The 14,553-nt window shown below is 70.9% G+C and carries 11 protein-coding genes; 7 read left to right on the top strand and 4 right to left on the bottom strand.

Translation table 11 applies throughout. From position 1 onward, the window contains the following. Positions 1–12: 12 nt before the first annotated feature. The gene (locus DTQ71_RS12200; protein WP_109564811.1) at positions 13–678 is read right to left on the bottom strand and encodes an arylesterase; all 666 of its coding nucleotides are present in this window, start codon (positions 676–678) and stop codon (positions 13–15) included. Between the two features lie 43 nt (positions 679–721). Between DTQ71_RS12200 and DTQ71_RS12195 the strand changes: the two genes are divergently transcribed. Beyond that, positions 722–1,414 carry an ABC transporter ATP-binding protein gene (locus tag DTQ71_RS12195; protein ID WP_109564576.1) on the top strand — a complete coding sequence of 231 codons (693 nt, stop codon included), beginning with the start codon at positions 722–724 and terminating at the stop codon, positions 1,412–1,414. Continuing rightward, on the top strand, positions 1,411–3,936 hold the full coding sequence (locus DTQ71_RS12190) for an ABC transporter permease (protein ID WP_109564575.1): 2,526 nt from the start codon (positions 1,411–1,413) through the stop codon (positions 3,934–3,936). Before DTQ71_RS12195 ends, DTQ71_RS12190 begins: the two co-directional genes overlap by 4 nt. 131 nt (positions 3,937–4,067) lie before the next feature. Here DTQ71_RS12190 and DTQ71_RS12185 read toward each other — a convergent pair whose 3' ends face one another. Together DTQ71_RS12185 and DTQ71_RS12180 are read right to left on the bottom strand one after the other, a co-directional pair. Continuing rightward, on the bottom strand, positions 4,068–6,227 hold the full coding sequence (locus DTQ71_RS12185) for an esterase-like activity of phytase family protein (RefSeq protein ID WP_109564574.1): 2,160 nt from the start codon (positions 6,225–6,227) through the stop codon (positions 4,068–4,070). Between the two features lie 87 nt (positions 6,228–6,314). Further along, positions 6,315–6,848: a biliverdin-producing heme oxygenase gene (locus DTQ71_RS12180; RefSeq protein WP_109564573.1), complete on the bottom strand. Its 534-nt coding sequence runs from the start codon at positions 6,846–6,848 to the stop codon at positions 6,315–6,317. A 369-nt stretch (positions 6,849–7,217) separates the two neighbouring features. Between DTQ71_RS12180 and DTQ71_RS12175 the strand changes: the two genes are divergently transcribed. The 5 genes from DTQ71_RS12175 to DTQ71_RS12155 all read left to right on the top strand — a co-directional run bounded on the left by DTQ71_RS12175 (position 7,218) and on the right by DTQ71_RS12155 (position 12,950). Continuing rightward, positions 7,218–8,156 carry an ABC transporter permease gene (locus tag DTQ71_RS12175; RefSeq protein WP_109564572.1) on the top strand — a complete coding sequence of 313 codons (939 nt, stop codon included), beginning with the start codon at positions 7,218–7,220 and terminating at the stop codon, positions 8,154–8,156. An 8-nt stretch (positions 8,157–8,164) separates the two neighbouring features. Then, complete coding sequence (locus tag DTQ71_RS12170) at positions 8,165–8,968, top strand: ABC transporter permease (RefSeq protein ID WP_407066404.1); 804 nt, start codon at positions 8,165–8,167, stop codon at positions 8,966–8,968. Beyond that, positions 8,965–10,509 (top strand): ABC transporter ATP-binding protein, encoded by a 1,545-nt coding sequence (locus tag DTQ71_RS12165; RefSeq protein ID WP_109564570.1) that lies wholly within the window; start codon positions 8,965–8,967, stop codon positions 10,507–10,509. The genes DTQ71_RS12170 and DTQ71_RS12165 overlap by 4 nt, the downstream gene beginning before the upstream one ends. Before the next feature lie 110 nt (positions 10,510–10,619). Further along, positions 10,620–12,050, top strand: coding sequence for an aldehyde dehydrogenase family protein (locus DTQ71_RS12160; RefSeq protein ID WP_109564569.1), 1,431 nt, complete (start codon positions 10,620–10,622; stop codon positions 12,048–12,050). Positions 12,051–12,146: 96 nt separating this feature from the next. After that, on the top strand, positions 12,147–12,950 hold the full coding sequence (locus DTQ71_RS12155) for a cyclic nucleotide-binding domain-containing protein (protein ID WP_109564568.1): 804 nt from the start codon (positions 12,147–12,149) through the stop codon (positions 12,948–12,950). A gap of 13 nt (positions 12,951–12,963) precedes the next feature. Here DTQ71_RS12155 and pgi read toward each other — a convergent pair whose 3' ends face one another. After that, positions 12,964–14,550, bottom strand: coding sequence for a glucose-6-phosphate isomerase (gene pgi, locus DTQ71_RS12150; protein WP_109564567.1), 1,587 nt, complete (start codon positions 14,548–14,550; stop codon positions 12,964–12,966). Positions 14,551–14,553: the final 3 nt, after the last annotated feature.

Below are 14,553 nucleotides of genomic sequence, written 5' to 3'. Positions count from 1 at the left end.
CGCCGCGCGCGGCTACCGGTTCTGCCCCGCGCGCGCGACCAATTCGGCCACGCTGGGGCCGAGCGCCTCGACAATGACCCCCACGCCCTCGCGGTTGGGGTGGATGCCATCGGCCTGCATGTAGCGCTGGCGCGCGGTGGCCGCGTCGAGCTCGGTCACGAGCGGGCCCAGGAACGAGTCTTCGTGGAGCGCGCCATATTCCGCGGCGAGCTCGGGATACATGGCGTCGAACGCCTCCTGGAAGGCCGGGCCGTAATTGCCCGGCGCCTCCAGCCCGATCACCAGCACGGGCAGGCCACGCGCCTCGGCCACCTCGGTCAGGATCGCCGCCAGATTGGCCCGGCTCGCCGCCGGCGGGATGCCGCGCAGCAGGTCGTTGCCGCCCAGTGCGACGATCATCGCGTCCGTGCCCTCCGACAACGCCCAGTCCAGGCGCGCCAGACCGCCCGCCGTCGTGTCACCCGACACGCCCGCGTTGACGATCTCCGCCGCGATCCCCTGCCCCTCCAACCAGGCCTGCAATTGGGGGACGAAGCCCTGCCCCTCCGGCAGTCCGTAGCCCGCCGTCAGCGAGTCGCCCAAGGCAACCACGGTGACGGGCTCGGCGGCGGCGGGCGCGGCGAATGCCAAAACAACGGGCAGCGCGCAAAACTGAACCGCCTTGTTCAGTCGCCGCATCGCCCCATATCGAGCGAAACGCCACATCGCCCGGAGGTTTCCCATGGTCCTGTCGCTCCGCGACGTATCGCTCTCGCTGCAAGGCAATGCGGGTGTCGTCGACATCCTGCACGACATCTCGCTGGAGGTGGCCGCCAAGGAGACGGTGGGGCTGGTCGGGCCGTCGGGCAGTGGCAAATCGTCTCTCCTCATGCTCATGGGTGGGCTGGAGCGCGCGACCTCCGGCGCGGTCGAGGCGCTGGGCCACGACCTGACGGCGATGGACGAGGACGCGCTGGCCCGCTTCCGCAGGGGGCATATGGGCGTGGTGTTCCAATCCTTCCACCTGATCCCGACCATGACCGCGCTGGAAAACGTCGCCACCCCGCTGGAACTGGCCGGCGTGGCCGACGCCTTCGACCGCGCGGCGGCCGAGTTGGACGCCGTGGGCCTGGGCCACCGCACCGGCCACTACCCCGCGCAGATGTCGGGCGGCGAGCAGCAGCGCGTGGCCCTGGCTCGCGCCGCCGCCCCCCGCCCCGACATCCTGTTGGCCGACGAGCCAACCGGGAACCTGGACCAGGCGACCGGCGCGGCGATCATGGATCTGCTCTTCGGCCTGCGCGACCGGCACGGCGCGACGCTGGTTCTCGTGACCCATAGCCAGGAGTTGGCCGACCGCTGCGACCGGACGATCCGGCTGGTGGACGGGCGGCTGGACCGGGAGACGCGCCGCACGGCGGAGGCGGCGGAATGACCTGGCTCGCACAAGCCGCCCGGATCGCGGGGCGGGAGCTGCGCGGCGGCCTGGGCGGCTTCTATATCTTTCTCGCCTGTCTCGCCCTGGGCGTCGCCGCCATCGCCGCGGTCGGCTCCGTCCGCGTCTCGATCACCGAGGGCCTGGAGCGGGAGGGCCGCAATATCCTGGGCGGCGACGCGGAGATCGAATGGGACTTCCGCCGCGGCAGCGAGGCGGAGCGGGCCTATCTCGCGAGCCTCGGGACGATGAGCGAGATCTACGATTTCCGCTCCATGGCCGCCACGGGCGAAGGGATCGAGGCCGACCGCGCCCTGACCCAGGTGAAGGCGGTGGACGATCTCTACCCGCTCGTGGGCGCGGTGGAGATTGCCCCCGACATCTCCCTGGACAAGGCGCTGGCCGGAAACGGCGTGATCGTGCATCCGGTCCTGGCCGACCGGCTGGGGCTGGAAGTCGGCGATGCGCTCTGGCTCGGCACGCGGGAATTGACGATCACGGCGCTCTTGCAGCGGGAGCCGGATGCGGGCGGCGACGGCTTCGGCCTGGGCCCGCGCACCCTGGTGTCCAGCGCGGCGCTGGCGGGGGCGGGCCTCTTGGCCGAGGGCTCGCTGTTCGAGACGAAGTATCGCCTTCTGCTGCCGCCCGACACAACCGACGAGGCGCTGGACGTGCTGCGGGCGCAGGTCGAGGTCGAGTTGGAAGGCACCGGCGCGCGCTGGCGCGACCGGCGCAACGCCGCGCCGCAGGTGGAGCGCTTCGTGAAGCGGATCGGGTCGTTCCTCGTGCTGGTCGGCCTCGCCGGTCTGGCCGTGGGCGGCGTCGGCGTCTCGGCGGCCGTGCGCGCCTATCTGGAGCGCAAGACGCCGGTCATCGCGACGCTCAAGACCGTGGGGGCCGAGGGGCGGACGATCTTCGCGGCCTATCTGATGCAGATCGGGGTGCTGGCCGGGATCGGCATCCTGCTGGGCCTGATCCTGGGAGTGCTGATCCCGCTGGCCGCCGCGCCCTTCATCGAAGCCCAACTGCCGGTGCCGGTCGCCTTGGGCGTCCACCCCTTCCCGCTGGTCGAAGCCGCGCTCTATGGCGCGCTGACGGCGCTGATCTTCACGCTCTGGCCGTTGGCGCGGACCGAGCAGGTGCGCGCCGCGTCGCTCTTCCGCGATGCCTCCGGTCCCGCGAGGGGGTTCCCGCGCAAACGCTACATGGCCGCCCTGGCCGTCGCCGTGCTGGTGCTGATCGGGTCGTCGGCCTGGCTGTCGGGGATCCCGGAGCTGGCGCTCTATGCTTCGGGCGGGATCCTCGCGGCGCTGGCGGTCCTGATCGGCGCGGCCTGGGGCGTGCGGGTGCTGTCGCGGCGCCTCGCGCGCACGCGTCTTGCCCGGGGCAATCCGGCATTGCGCCTCGCGCTCGGCGCCGTGGGCGGGCCGGGAGGCGAGGCGACGGCGGTGGTGCTGTCGCTCGGCCTGGGCCTGACGGTGCTGGCCGCCGTGGGGCAGATCGACGCCAATATGCGCGCCGCCATCGACCGCGACCTGCCCGAGGTCGCGCCCTCCTACTTCTTCGTCGACATCCAGCCCAACCAGCTGGAGACCTTCCTGGACCGCGTGCAAGGCGACCCGGCCGTCAGCCGCGTCGACTATGCGCCGATGCTGGGCGGCGTGGTCCAGTCCATCGACGGCACCCCCGCGCGGGAGTTCGATCACTGGGTGACGCGCGGCGACCGGCGCATCAGCTTCGCCGACACCCTGCCCCCCGGGACCCGGATCACCGGCGGGGAATGGTGGCCCGAGGGCTATGACGGCCCGCCCCAGATCTCAATGGCGCAGGAGGAGGCGGACGAGCTGGGCGTCGAACTGGGCGACGAGATCGTGATGAACGTGCTGGGGCGCGAAGTCGCGGGGACGGTGACGTCCTTCCGGGAAGTGGATTTCTCTTCGGGCGGGATCGGCTTCGTGCTGATCTTCAACGAAGCGGCCCTGCGCGGCGCCCCGCATACCTGGCTCTCGACCGTCTATGCCGAGCAGGAGGCCGAGGGGCAGATCCTGCGCGACGTGGCGGGCGACGCGCCCAACATCACCGCGATCCGAGTGCGCGACGCCATCGACCTCGTGACCGAGGCGCTCTCGGCCCTGGCCGCCGCCACCTCCTGGGGCGCGGGCGCGACCCTGCTCACCGGCTTCGTGGTGCTGATCGGCGCGGCGGCGGCGGGGGAGCGGGGGCGCGTGTTCGAGGCCTCGGTGCTCAAGACCGTGGGGGCCACGCGCGGGACGATCCTGACCAGCTTCGCGATCCGCTCCGCGCTTCTGGGCGCGGCGGCGGGGGTCGTGGCCATCCTCGGGGGCGCTGCCGCCGGCTGGGGCGTGCTGACGCTGGTGATGGAAGCGCCCTATGCCTTCGAGCCCGTCTCGGCGCTGGCTATCGTGCTGGGCGGCGCCTTGGCGACCCTGCTCGCCGGTCTGGCCTTCGCCTGGCGTCCCCTCGCCGCCCGGCCCGCCCGGATCCTGCGCGCGCAGGACTGAGGCGCGCCCCAGACAGGGCCGGGCTCCGGTGCGCGTAGGGTGGGCATCACCATGCCCACCGCCCTTTAAGAAAATTGGCCCGGCATGGGGTATGCTTGGCCCGTCGCCTTCTAAAATGACCCTGCTGGAATTCAGTTGAGCGGGACCGTGAAGAACAGCGTCTCGCCAGAGCTGTCATCGACCCCGTCATTGTCGGTCACGACATAGGCCGTGCCGTCGGCCAGGATCGCCAGCCCCTCGACCTTATCGACGACATAGCCGCCCGTGGCGCGCAGGTTGGGCAGCAGGTCGCGCACGACCTCCTTCTCGACGACGTTGGGCGTCTCACCGAGGGGAACGAACGCCACCCCGTCCAGCGCGACCCGGGTGATCTGCTTGATCCGGGCGGCCGCGCCGATCTGGTCGTCGCGCTCGATCAGATAGAGCGCGCCATCATGGGCGACGATCTCCGAGAGGCCGACCCAGCCGGTCTCGGCAGGCTCGGTCGGATAATGGGCGACGGCCCACTCCTTGGCGGAGATGTCGTAGCGCAGCAGCTTCACGTGATCCGCCGGATCGTCCCGCCAGGGGCGCTGGATCGCGATGTAGAGCGTCTCGCCATCACGGGTCACGCCCTCCATCCCGAAGCGGGTCTCGACGTCCAGCAGCGCCTGCGGCAGCGCGATCTCCTCCTGGATCTCGCCCCCGGCATCGACGCGGTAGAGCGCGTGCGGCACCAGCCGGTCCGACCGCCCCTCGGAGGCGAGCCAGAAGCCGCCCTCCCCGTCCGTCGCAATCCCCTCCAGGTCCAGCTTCTGCGCGGGCATGCCGCCGCGGGTGACGTCGACAGAGCCGGTGATGCGGGCGGGGATCTGGCTCGGGTCGATGGTGAAGATCCGCGGCTGCATGCCGTAGAAACTGTCATTGACCGCATAGAGCCGGTCGCCATCGGCCACGAGGCCCGAGAGCGCGCCCCAGCCGATCAACTCATCCGCACCTTCCGAAGTGAGATGCGGATAAACCGGCGCGGCCGCGCCATAGCGGTAGATCATGACATGGGCGCGGGCGCCGCCATCCTCGGTCAGGTCACCCTCGTTCGCGGTCACCAGCAGGCCGCGATCGGCCGGGACGGCATAGCCCTCCGGCCCGACGCCCGAGGGCAACAGCTGTGCCAGAACCGGCGCGGCCGGGTCGGTCACGTCGTAGACGCCGACGACCGAGCCCCGCTCCGAGCCGACGAAGACCATCGGCGTGCCGGCCACCTCAGCGAAGGCGACGCTCTCGGGCTCGACGCCCTTCGCATCGCTGCGGCGGTCGGGATAGTGGCCGATCTCGACGATGGCGTGTTCGAACCCGGTGCCGTTCTCGTAGATGACGGTCCCGTCCTGGTTGAAAATCGTCCAGCCGCGCGAGCCGCCCTCGTAATCGCCCTCGTTGGCGGTGGCGAAATGGTCATCGTCGATCCAGGCTACGGCGTCCGGCTCGCGCAGGCGGCCGGGCTGCGCTTCGCCAAAGGTGAGCGCGCCGCGGCCCGCGCCGTCGCGGTCGGTCGCGTCGATGCCGGTCAGGTCGACCGCCCCAGCGGAGAAATGGGACAGAACCGCGCCGTCCCGGTCGAGAACCACGATGTGGTTGTTTTCCTGCAAGGTCACCACGACCTCGCCCGCGGCGTTGATGGCGACGAATTCCGGCTCGGGATCGGAGGGGGCGACCTCGGCCAGGCCGGTGACGTCGGCCACCCGCGCTGTGCCGCAGTCGATCAGGCCCTCGGCGGTCAGGTCCACCATGAAGACCGAGCCGGCGGGCATCTGGGGGATCACCCCGTCATTCAGGTCCTCGTCCCGCTCGTTCTCGATGGCAACGGCGAGGAAGCTCGCACCCGGGGCCACGGCGACGCTGTCGGGCTGGCCCGGCAGGTCGCAGCGGCCGATCTCGGTCTGGGACGCGATGTCGATCTCGACCAGATGGCCCGAGGGGTCGGTAAAGCTCTCGGAGGTGTTGACCCCGACCAGGGCGAAGCCGCCCGCGACGGCCACGGCGGTCGGCTCTCCCTCCAGCATCATCGCGCCCAGCGGCTGCGGGCTCGCCGGATCGGAAATGTCGATGAAGCCCAGCGCCCCAAGCGGGCTGTCGGTATAGACCAGCGTATCGCCGGAGGCGGCGATGATCTCGGGCGCCGTCTCGGTCTCGGGGTCCGCGCCTTCGGGCAGGTTGGCGGTGACCGGAAAGCTCGCGATGCGGTTGAAGCCCTGCGCCTGCGCGCCCGTGGCCAGGGCGAGGGCCGAAGCCCCCAGAAGAAGATGACGAACCATGTGGCCCCCTTCGGTCATGTCGCGGGCGGTGTCGGCAGGTTCGGTGACGGGCGTATTACGGCTGCGCGACGGTTCCGTGACAGCGCGTCAGCCCTCGGCCTCCAGACGGTCGGCGAAGAGCGCGAAGAGGCGCCGCGTGTCGGCTTCGATCCGGGCGGCGCGGGGCGAACCGATTGCGACCTGGCCGAGCGCCGAGGTCACGGCGCGCCAGCCCCCCTTGTCCGGCGGCAAGCCGAAATAGCGGTCGGCCGCGCGCACCAGAGCGTCCTTGGAGGCGGCCCACCGCCCATGCAGAACGCGCGTCCCCATGCGGGAGCCTTCGACCATATAGGCGGCAGCCAAGGGATCGACCGGCCCCAGGACCGCGACGGAGACCCGAGCGGCCGGAGCGACTTTGGCCAGATCGGCGCGCAGGGCCGAAACCATCGCCGCCAGCGTCGCCGACGGCGCCTCGTCCTGAACCGCCCGAAAACAGGCAAGATGGACCTGGGCAAAGCGCGCGAACCCCGCGCGCGTCGCGATGTCGAGTCCGGTCACGAGCCTGTCGACCCGGTCATGGTCCCCGCGCGTTGCCGCGCGCAGAGCGAAGCGGAAATCCTCGGACGCGCCGCCGTCCATCATGTTCCCCGCCGCCGCTTGTCCGCATGGGCCGGCGCCCCGCTGTCGCGCGGTTTCGCCGGGGCAGGCGCACGCCCCGAGACGATGCTGCGCGGATCGCGCGACCCAGGCAGGTGGATCATCGCCCCCCGCCCCCCGATGACCGGAGCGGCGGCCCGAGACGGGACGTCAGTCAGATGGTCCAAGTCGCCTCCTTGAGCGCTGCGCTGGGCGTCCCAATACCAGCCGATCGGTTGACGGACCGATAACGCGCGACGAAAGCTGCGGACGGTGCGCAATTCTCCCGCGGGCGCGGCACAAATCGGCCCCTCTCACCCCGGGGTCGCCACGCCCGCCCTTTCCCCCGGGCGAGCCCGGGGTTAGCGTCCGGCCATGCCGCGCGCCCTCCTGACCCGTGCCCTGTCCCTGAGCCTGTCGCTGGCCGTGGCGAGCGTCGTGATCTTCGTGATGCTCCAAGCCGTGCCCGGCGATCCGGCCGCCTTCATGCTGGGCCTCAACGCGGAACCCGAGGCCGTCGCCGCCCTCCGCGCCGAGCTTGGCCTGGAGGGCAGCCTCCTCGACCGCTACCTCCATTGGGTCGCCGGCATGCTCACCGGCGATTTCGGCACCTCCTATACCTATCGCGTCCCCGTGGCGGACCTCGTGGCCGACCGGATCACCGTCTCGGCGCCGCTTGCGCTTTATGCGCTGACGCTGACGATCCTGATCGCGATCCCCGTAGGCCTGATCGCGGCCTCCCGCCGGGGCGGCCCGGCGGATTGGGGGATCATGGGGGCGACGCAACTCGGCATCGCGGTGCCGAATTTCTGGTTCGCGATGCTCCTGGTCTTCGTCTTCGCGGTGCAACTCCGGTGGGTCTCGGCGGGAGGCTTTCCGGGCTGGTCGGACCCGGGCGCGGCGCTGAAATCCCTGACCCTGCCCGCGCTGGCCCTGGCCCTGCCGCAAGCGTCGATCCTGGCGCGGGTTCTGCGCTCGGCGGTGCTGGACACGCTGGACCGCGACTACATCCGCACCGCGCGCGCCAAGGGCCTGAGCCGCCGCGCCGTCGTCCTCCGCCACGCGTTGCGCAACGCGGCCATCCCGGTGCTGACGATCCTGGGCCTGCAATTCTCCTTCCTGCTGGCCGGCGCGATCATCATCGAGAACGTGTTCTTCCTGCCGGGCCTCGGACGCCTGATCTTCCAGGGGATCACCCAGCGCGACCTGATCGTGGTGCAATCGGTGACGATGCTGCTGGTCTTCGCGGTGATCTGCGTGACCTTCCTGGTCGAGGTCGCCTACACCCTCGCCGACCCGAGGCTGCGCCGATGAGGGGCGCGATGGCCATCGGCGTCGTGCTGACGGCGGTGTTCACGCTGGCTGCGGCGGTCTCGCTGGCCTGGGTGCCGTATGACGTCGCCCGGCTGGACATCTCGCAGCGCCTGCTGCCGCCGTCGCTGGCTCACCCGCTGGGCACCGACCATTTCGGACGGGACATGGTATCGATGCTGATGGAAGGCGCACGCACGTCCATCGCCGTTGCGCTGGTCGCGGTCGGCATCGGCGTGGGCGCGGGCGTGCCCCTGGGCCTCTGGGCCGCGGCCAATCGGGGCGGGTGGCTGGACGAAGTCATCATGCGCGCCAACGACCTGATCTTCGCTTTCCCCTCGCTGGTGATCGCGATCCTGATCACGGCGGTCTTCGGCCCCTCGGCTGTCAACGCCATCCTCGCCATCGGCATCTTCAACATCCCGGTCTTCGCCCGGGTCGCGCGGGGCGGGGCCCTGCCGCTCTGGACGCTCGACTACATCATGGCGGCGCGGGTGGCGGGCAAGGGCCGCGCCCGCATCTCCGCCGAGCACATCCTGCCGAACATCGCCAACCTGCTGATCGTGCAGGCCACCATCCAGTTCTCGCTGGGCATCCTGGCCGAGGCCGCCCTGTCCTATGTGGGCCTCGGCGCGCAGCCGCCCACGGCCAGCTGGGGCCGGATGCTCGCCGACGCGCAGACCATGATCTACACCGAGCCGCAGCTCGCCGTCCTGCCCGGCCTCGCCATCGTCGCGATGGTGCTGGGGCTCAACCTCCTGGGCGACGGGCTGCGCGATGCGCTCGACCCGAGGCTGAGGCGCCGCGCCCTATGACCGAACCCCTGATCCGGGTCGCGGGCCTTGGCCTCTCGATCCACGATATGCCGATCCTCCAGGACGTCTCGCTCGACATCGCGCCGGGCCGCGTCACCGCCCTGGTGGGCGAGAGCGGCTCGGGCAAGTCCATGACCGCGCTCGCCCTGATCGGCCTCTTGCCCGAAGGCAGCCAGACCACCGGCACCGCCACGCTCGACAGGCGCGACCTGCTGACCCTGCCCGAGCGCGCCTGGCTGGACCTGCGCGGCAATGACATCGGCATGATCTTCCAGGAGCCGATGACCGCGCTGAACCCGGTCCAGACCATCGGCGCCCAGGTCTCCGAGACGCTACGCCTGCGCGGCACCGGCCGGGCCGAGGCGGAGCGGATCGCCCGCGACCGGCTGGACCGGGTGGGCCTCGCGCATGTGCCTCTGGACCGCTACCCGCACCAGCTGTCGGGCGGCCAGCGCCAGCGGGTCTGCATCGCCATGGTCATCGCCCGCCGCCCGCGCCTGCTGATCGCGGATGAGCCGACGACGGCGCTCGATGTCACGACCCAGGCCGGGATCCTGGCCCTGCTCCGCGACCTCGTCGAGGAGCAGGGCATGGCGCTCCTCCTCATCACCCACGATCTGGGGGTCGTCGCCCGCACCGCAGACCATGTCGCGGTCATGCAGACGGGCCGGATCGTCGAGCAGGGCGCGACCGAGGCGCTGTTCCGCACCCACGCCCATCCCTATACGCGCGACCTGCTCGCGGCCTCCCGCCCGGCCCCGCGCCAGCCCCGCGCCCATGCGACCGCCCCCGTGCTGGAAACCCGGGCCGTCACCCGCCGCTACGGCGCCACGACGGCGGTGGATGCCGTCAGCTTCACCCTCCATCGCGGCGAGAGCCTGGGCCTCGTGGGCGAGTCGGGCTGCGGTAAGTCCACGCTGACCCGCGCCCTGCTCGGGCTGGAGCCGGTCCAGGGCGGTGAAATCGCCCTCATGGGCGCGCCCGGCGGCACCGCGATGACCAACGCCCAGCGCGCCCGCCTCTCGGTCGTGTTCCAGGACCCCTATGGCAGCTTCGACCCCCGCTGGACCGTCGCCCGCATCGTCACCGAGCCGTTCCACCTGACCGGCCGTCCCCAGGACGCCCGCGCCCGCGCCGCCAAAGCGCTGGAGCAGGTCGGCCTGAGCGCCTCGGACCTCGCCAAATACCCGCACGAATTCTCCGGCGGCCAGCGGCAGCGCATCGCCATCGCCCGCGCGCTCATCACCGAGCCGGAGGTGCTGGTGCTCGATGAGGCCGTCTCCGCCCTCGATGTCCGCGTTCGCGCCCAGGTGCTGCGCCTGCTGGACGATCTCCAGGCGCGGCTGGGCCTCGCCTATCTGTTCATCAGCCACGACCTGACGGTCGTCCGCGCCATCTGCGACCGCGTCCTCGTGATGCAGAACGGCCGGTTCGTCGAGGACGGGTCCATCGCCCAGGTCTGGTCCGCGCCCCAATCCGACTATACGGCCGAACTCATCGCCGCCGCCCCCACCATCCCGGACAGCTGGCTCACGTCCTGACCGAGCCCCGCCCCTCTTCTTCCCTGTTTAAATATCCCGGGGAGCGCGAGGGGCTGGCCCCTCGCTCCCCCCCGTGCCACCAAGCGCCACCGGCAGAGGGGAGGAACGACATGCCAGCCTGGTTCGACACCGAAGAGATGCTGATCGGCGACCAATGGGTGCGCGCCGCCGAGACCTTGACGCTGGAGGATCCGTCGACCGGCCAACCCATCGGCGCGATCCCCCGCGGCCAGTCCGGCGAGATCGACGCCGCCGTCGCCGCCGCCCACGACGCCCGGCGCGGCGCCTGGGGCCGGGTGACGGCGACGGAGCGCGGGCGGCTGCTGACCGACCTGGGCCGCCTGGTCCTGACCCGGGTGGACGAGCTCGCTCGGCTGGAGGCGCAGGACGTGGGGAAGCCCCTGACCCAAGCCCGGGCCGATGCCGTGGCCCTGGCCCGCTATCTCGAATTCTACGGCGGCGCCGCCGACAAGGTGCACGGGCAGACGATCCCCTATCTCGACGGCTACACCGTCTACACCCTGCGCCAGCCCCATGGGGTGACCGGCCATATCGTGCCGTGGAACTATCCGATGCAGATCATCGGGCGCTCGGTCGGCGCCGCGCTCGCCATGGGGAACGCCTGCGTCCTGAAGCCCGCCGAGGAGGCCTGCCTGACCGCGCTCGCCTTCGCCCGTCTGGCGCAGGAGATCGGGCTGCCGGACGGCGCGCTGAACGTGGTCCCCGGGCTCGGCCATGAGGCCGGCGCCGCCCTGGCCGCCCATCCCGGCATCCACCATGTCAGCTTCACCGGCTCCGTCGCCACCGGCGCCAAGGTCCAGCAAGCGGCCGGGGCCAACGTGGTGCCCGTCACGCTAGAGCTGGGCGGCAAGTCCCCCCAGCTGGTCTTCGCCGATGCCGACCTGGACGCCGCGCTGCCCTTCCTGGTGAATGCGGGGATCCAGAATGCGGGTCAGACCTGCTCCGCCGCCTCCCGCATCCTGGTCCAGCGGGAGGTGCATGACGCGGTCGTCTCCCGCATGGCCGAACGCTACCGCGCGCTGCGCGTCGGGCCGGCGCTGGACGATCTGGAGGTCGGGCCGCTGATCTCCGCCCGCCAGAAAGAGATCGTCGAGGGCTTCCTGGCGCAGGCGGGCGACCTGACCGTCGCCGCCCAGGGCCAGATCCAGGGCAGCGGCGGCCATTATGTCGCGCCCACCCTGCTCACCGGCGTTGCCCCGGATCACCGCCTCGCCCAGGCCGAGATCTTCGGCCCGGTTCAGGTCGTGATCCCCTTCGAGACGGAAGAAGAGGCCGTGGCCATCGCCAACGGCACCGATTACGGCCTCGTCGCCGGGGTCTGGACCCGTGATGGCGGCCGCCAGATGCGGCTCGCCCGCGACCTGAAGGCGGGCCAGGTCTTTCTCAACAATTACGGTGCGGGCGGCGGGGTCGAACTGCCTTTCGGCGGCGTCGGCAAGTCGGGCCATGGGCGCGAGAAGGGCTTCGAGGCGCTCTATGGCTTCAGCCAGCTCAAGACGGTCGCCGCCCGGCACGGTTGACGCAAGGTCGGATTGTTGACAGCCAAGGGGTTAGGCCGACGGCCCGGCCCCTGAACCCCTCCGTCGCGCCGGCCCAGAATCCGCGACGGAGTCCGCATGGACGCGATCCTGACCGCTGCCGAAACCCTGCCGCCCGGCCTGTTCAATCTGGCCGGGATGATCGGCGTCGGCTTCTATCTCGGCTCCTACCTGCTGCTTCAAGCGGCGGTGATAAAGGGGACCGGCTATCTCTACCCGGCGCTGAACCTGACGGCCTCGGCGCTGGTGCTCGTGAGCCTCGTCACCAATTTCAACCTCTACTCCGCGATCGTCCAGATAAGCTGGATCGTCATCTCCCTGGGCGGCATGACCCGCCGCTACATCGCGCATCGCCGCATTCGGTTCACCGACGAAGAGGAGGCTCTGCGTCAGCACATGCTGGGCGGTCTGGAGCCGCTGGTCGCCCGCCGCATGTTCGACCGCGCCGAATGGGTGGATGTCGAGCCGGGGCGGGATTTCGTCACCCAGGGAGAGCCCGTCGACGCGCTCTGGGTGCTCTGGGACGGCGCGGTGGACATTATCGTGGAGGGCACCCGCATCACCACGATGCCCGCCCCAACCTTCGTCGGCGAACTCAGCGTGTTGAACGGCGAGCCCTCGATCGGCACGGCCCGGGCAACCGACCGGACCCGCGTTCTGCGCCTGCCCGTGAAGGAGTTGCAGGCCGTGATCGCGGGCAACCAGGCGACCCGGCTCCAGTTGGAGGGCCTGCTGAGCCGCGCGAGCCGCTACAAGCTGGGCAATGCCAACCTGCGGATCGCCCGCTTCCTGGCAACGGGCGAGGGCGAAGCCGGCCCGCCGCGACCGGGTCTCGACCAGCCCGCGCGCGGCCCGCAGGCCGCGCCCGCCCAGCCCGGCTGAACCCGGCCGCGTCTCAGTCCCGCCAGGCGAGCAGCTGCGCCAGCAGGGCCTGGGTCGACGCATCCTTTCCCGACGCGTCCGCCCCGTCCACCAGCGGCCCGAGCGAGGTCGCCAGCTCCTTGCCCAGTTCCACGCCCCATTGGTCGAAGCTGTTGATGCCCAGCATCACGCCCTCGACGAAGACCCGATGCTCATAGAGCGCGACGATGGCGCCCAGCGTGGCGGGGTCTAGCTGCGGATAGATAAGTGTGGTCGAGGGCCGGTTGCCCTCGAAGACGCGATGGGCGGCCTGCCGCTCCAGCTCCGCGCCCTCGAACTTGCCCGCGACCTTCTCGCGGGCCTCGTCCAGGCTGCGGCCGCGCAGCAGCGCCTCGGACTGGGCGAGACAATTGGCCATCAGCAGCTTGTGGTGGTTGTCCAGCGCAGGCTCATGCCCCTTGGCGGCGACCATGAACTCGCAGGGCACCGGCGTCCGCCCCTGATGGATCAACTGGTAGAAGGCATGCTGTCCGTTGGTCCCCGGCTCGCCCCAGACCACGGGCCCCGCCGGCCCGGGCAAGGTCGCGCCGTCCATCGTCACGCCCTTGCCGTTCGACTCCATTTCCAGCTGCTGGAGATACGCCGGCAGCCGCGCCAGACGGTTGTCATAGGGCAGCACCGCGCGGGTCGGATACCCACAGACCTGGTGGTGCCAGATCCCGATCAGGGCCAGCAGAACCGGCATGTTCTCGGCCAGGTCAGCCGTGCGGAAATGGTCGTCCATGCTCCGCGCGCCGCCCAGGAAAGCGTCGAACGCGTCGGGTCCGATGGCGATCATCAGCGACAGGCCGATCGGCCCCCACATCGAATAGCGCCCGCCCACCCAGTCGGCGAAGCCGAACACGCGGGAGAGGTCGATCCCGAAGGCCGAGGTCTTGTCCTGCGCCGTCGAGAGCGCCGCGAATTGCGCGGCGGGATCGGCGACGGCCTCCCCCATCCAGGCCTTGGCCGTCTTGGCGTTGGTCAGCGTCTCGATGGTGGTGAAGGTCTTGGAGGCAACGATCACCAGCGTCGTCTTCGGGTCCAGCCCCTTGGCGGTGTCGGCCCAGTCGGCCCCGTCCACATTCGACACGAAATGGCAGCGCGGCCCGTCATGGAACGGCGCGAGAGCAATCGTCGCCATGGCCGGCCCCAGATCGGAGCCGCCGATGCCGATATTGACGACATCCGTGATCCGCCCGTTCGGCGCGAAGCTGCCGTCGCGCACGGCGCGGGCGAAGTCGCGCATCCGTGCAAGCGTGTCCTGCACCTCCGGCATGACATCGGCGCCATCCACCATGACCGGCCGCGTCCCGCGCAGCGCGGTGTGCAGCACGGCGCGGCCCTCGGTCTCGTTGATCGCGGCCCCGTCGAACATCGCGTCGCGCCGGGCGGGCACGCCCGCGGCCATCTCCAGCAGAGTGTCCAGCGCCGCAGTCGGGATCGACGTCTTGGAGGCGTCGAACATCATCGCCCCGTGGCGCGCGCGCAGCCGCGCATTGCGGGCCTCGTCGGCCAGAAGGTCGGCGATGTCGCCGCCGGTCTGGCTGCGCAAGCTCTCGATACCGGTCCAAAACTCCATGAT

The organism is Jannaschia seohaensis, assembly GCF_900116765.1.
Taxonomy (GTDB): domain Bacteria; phylum Pseudomonadota; class Alphaproteobacteria; order Rhodobacterales; family Rhodobacteraceae; genus Jannaschia; species Jannaschia seohaensis.
The sequence above is the reverse complement of the archived record's forward strand: the minus strand, read 5'-3'. Positions and strand labels throughout refer to the sequence as shown.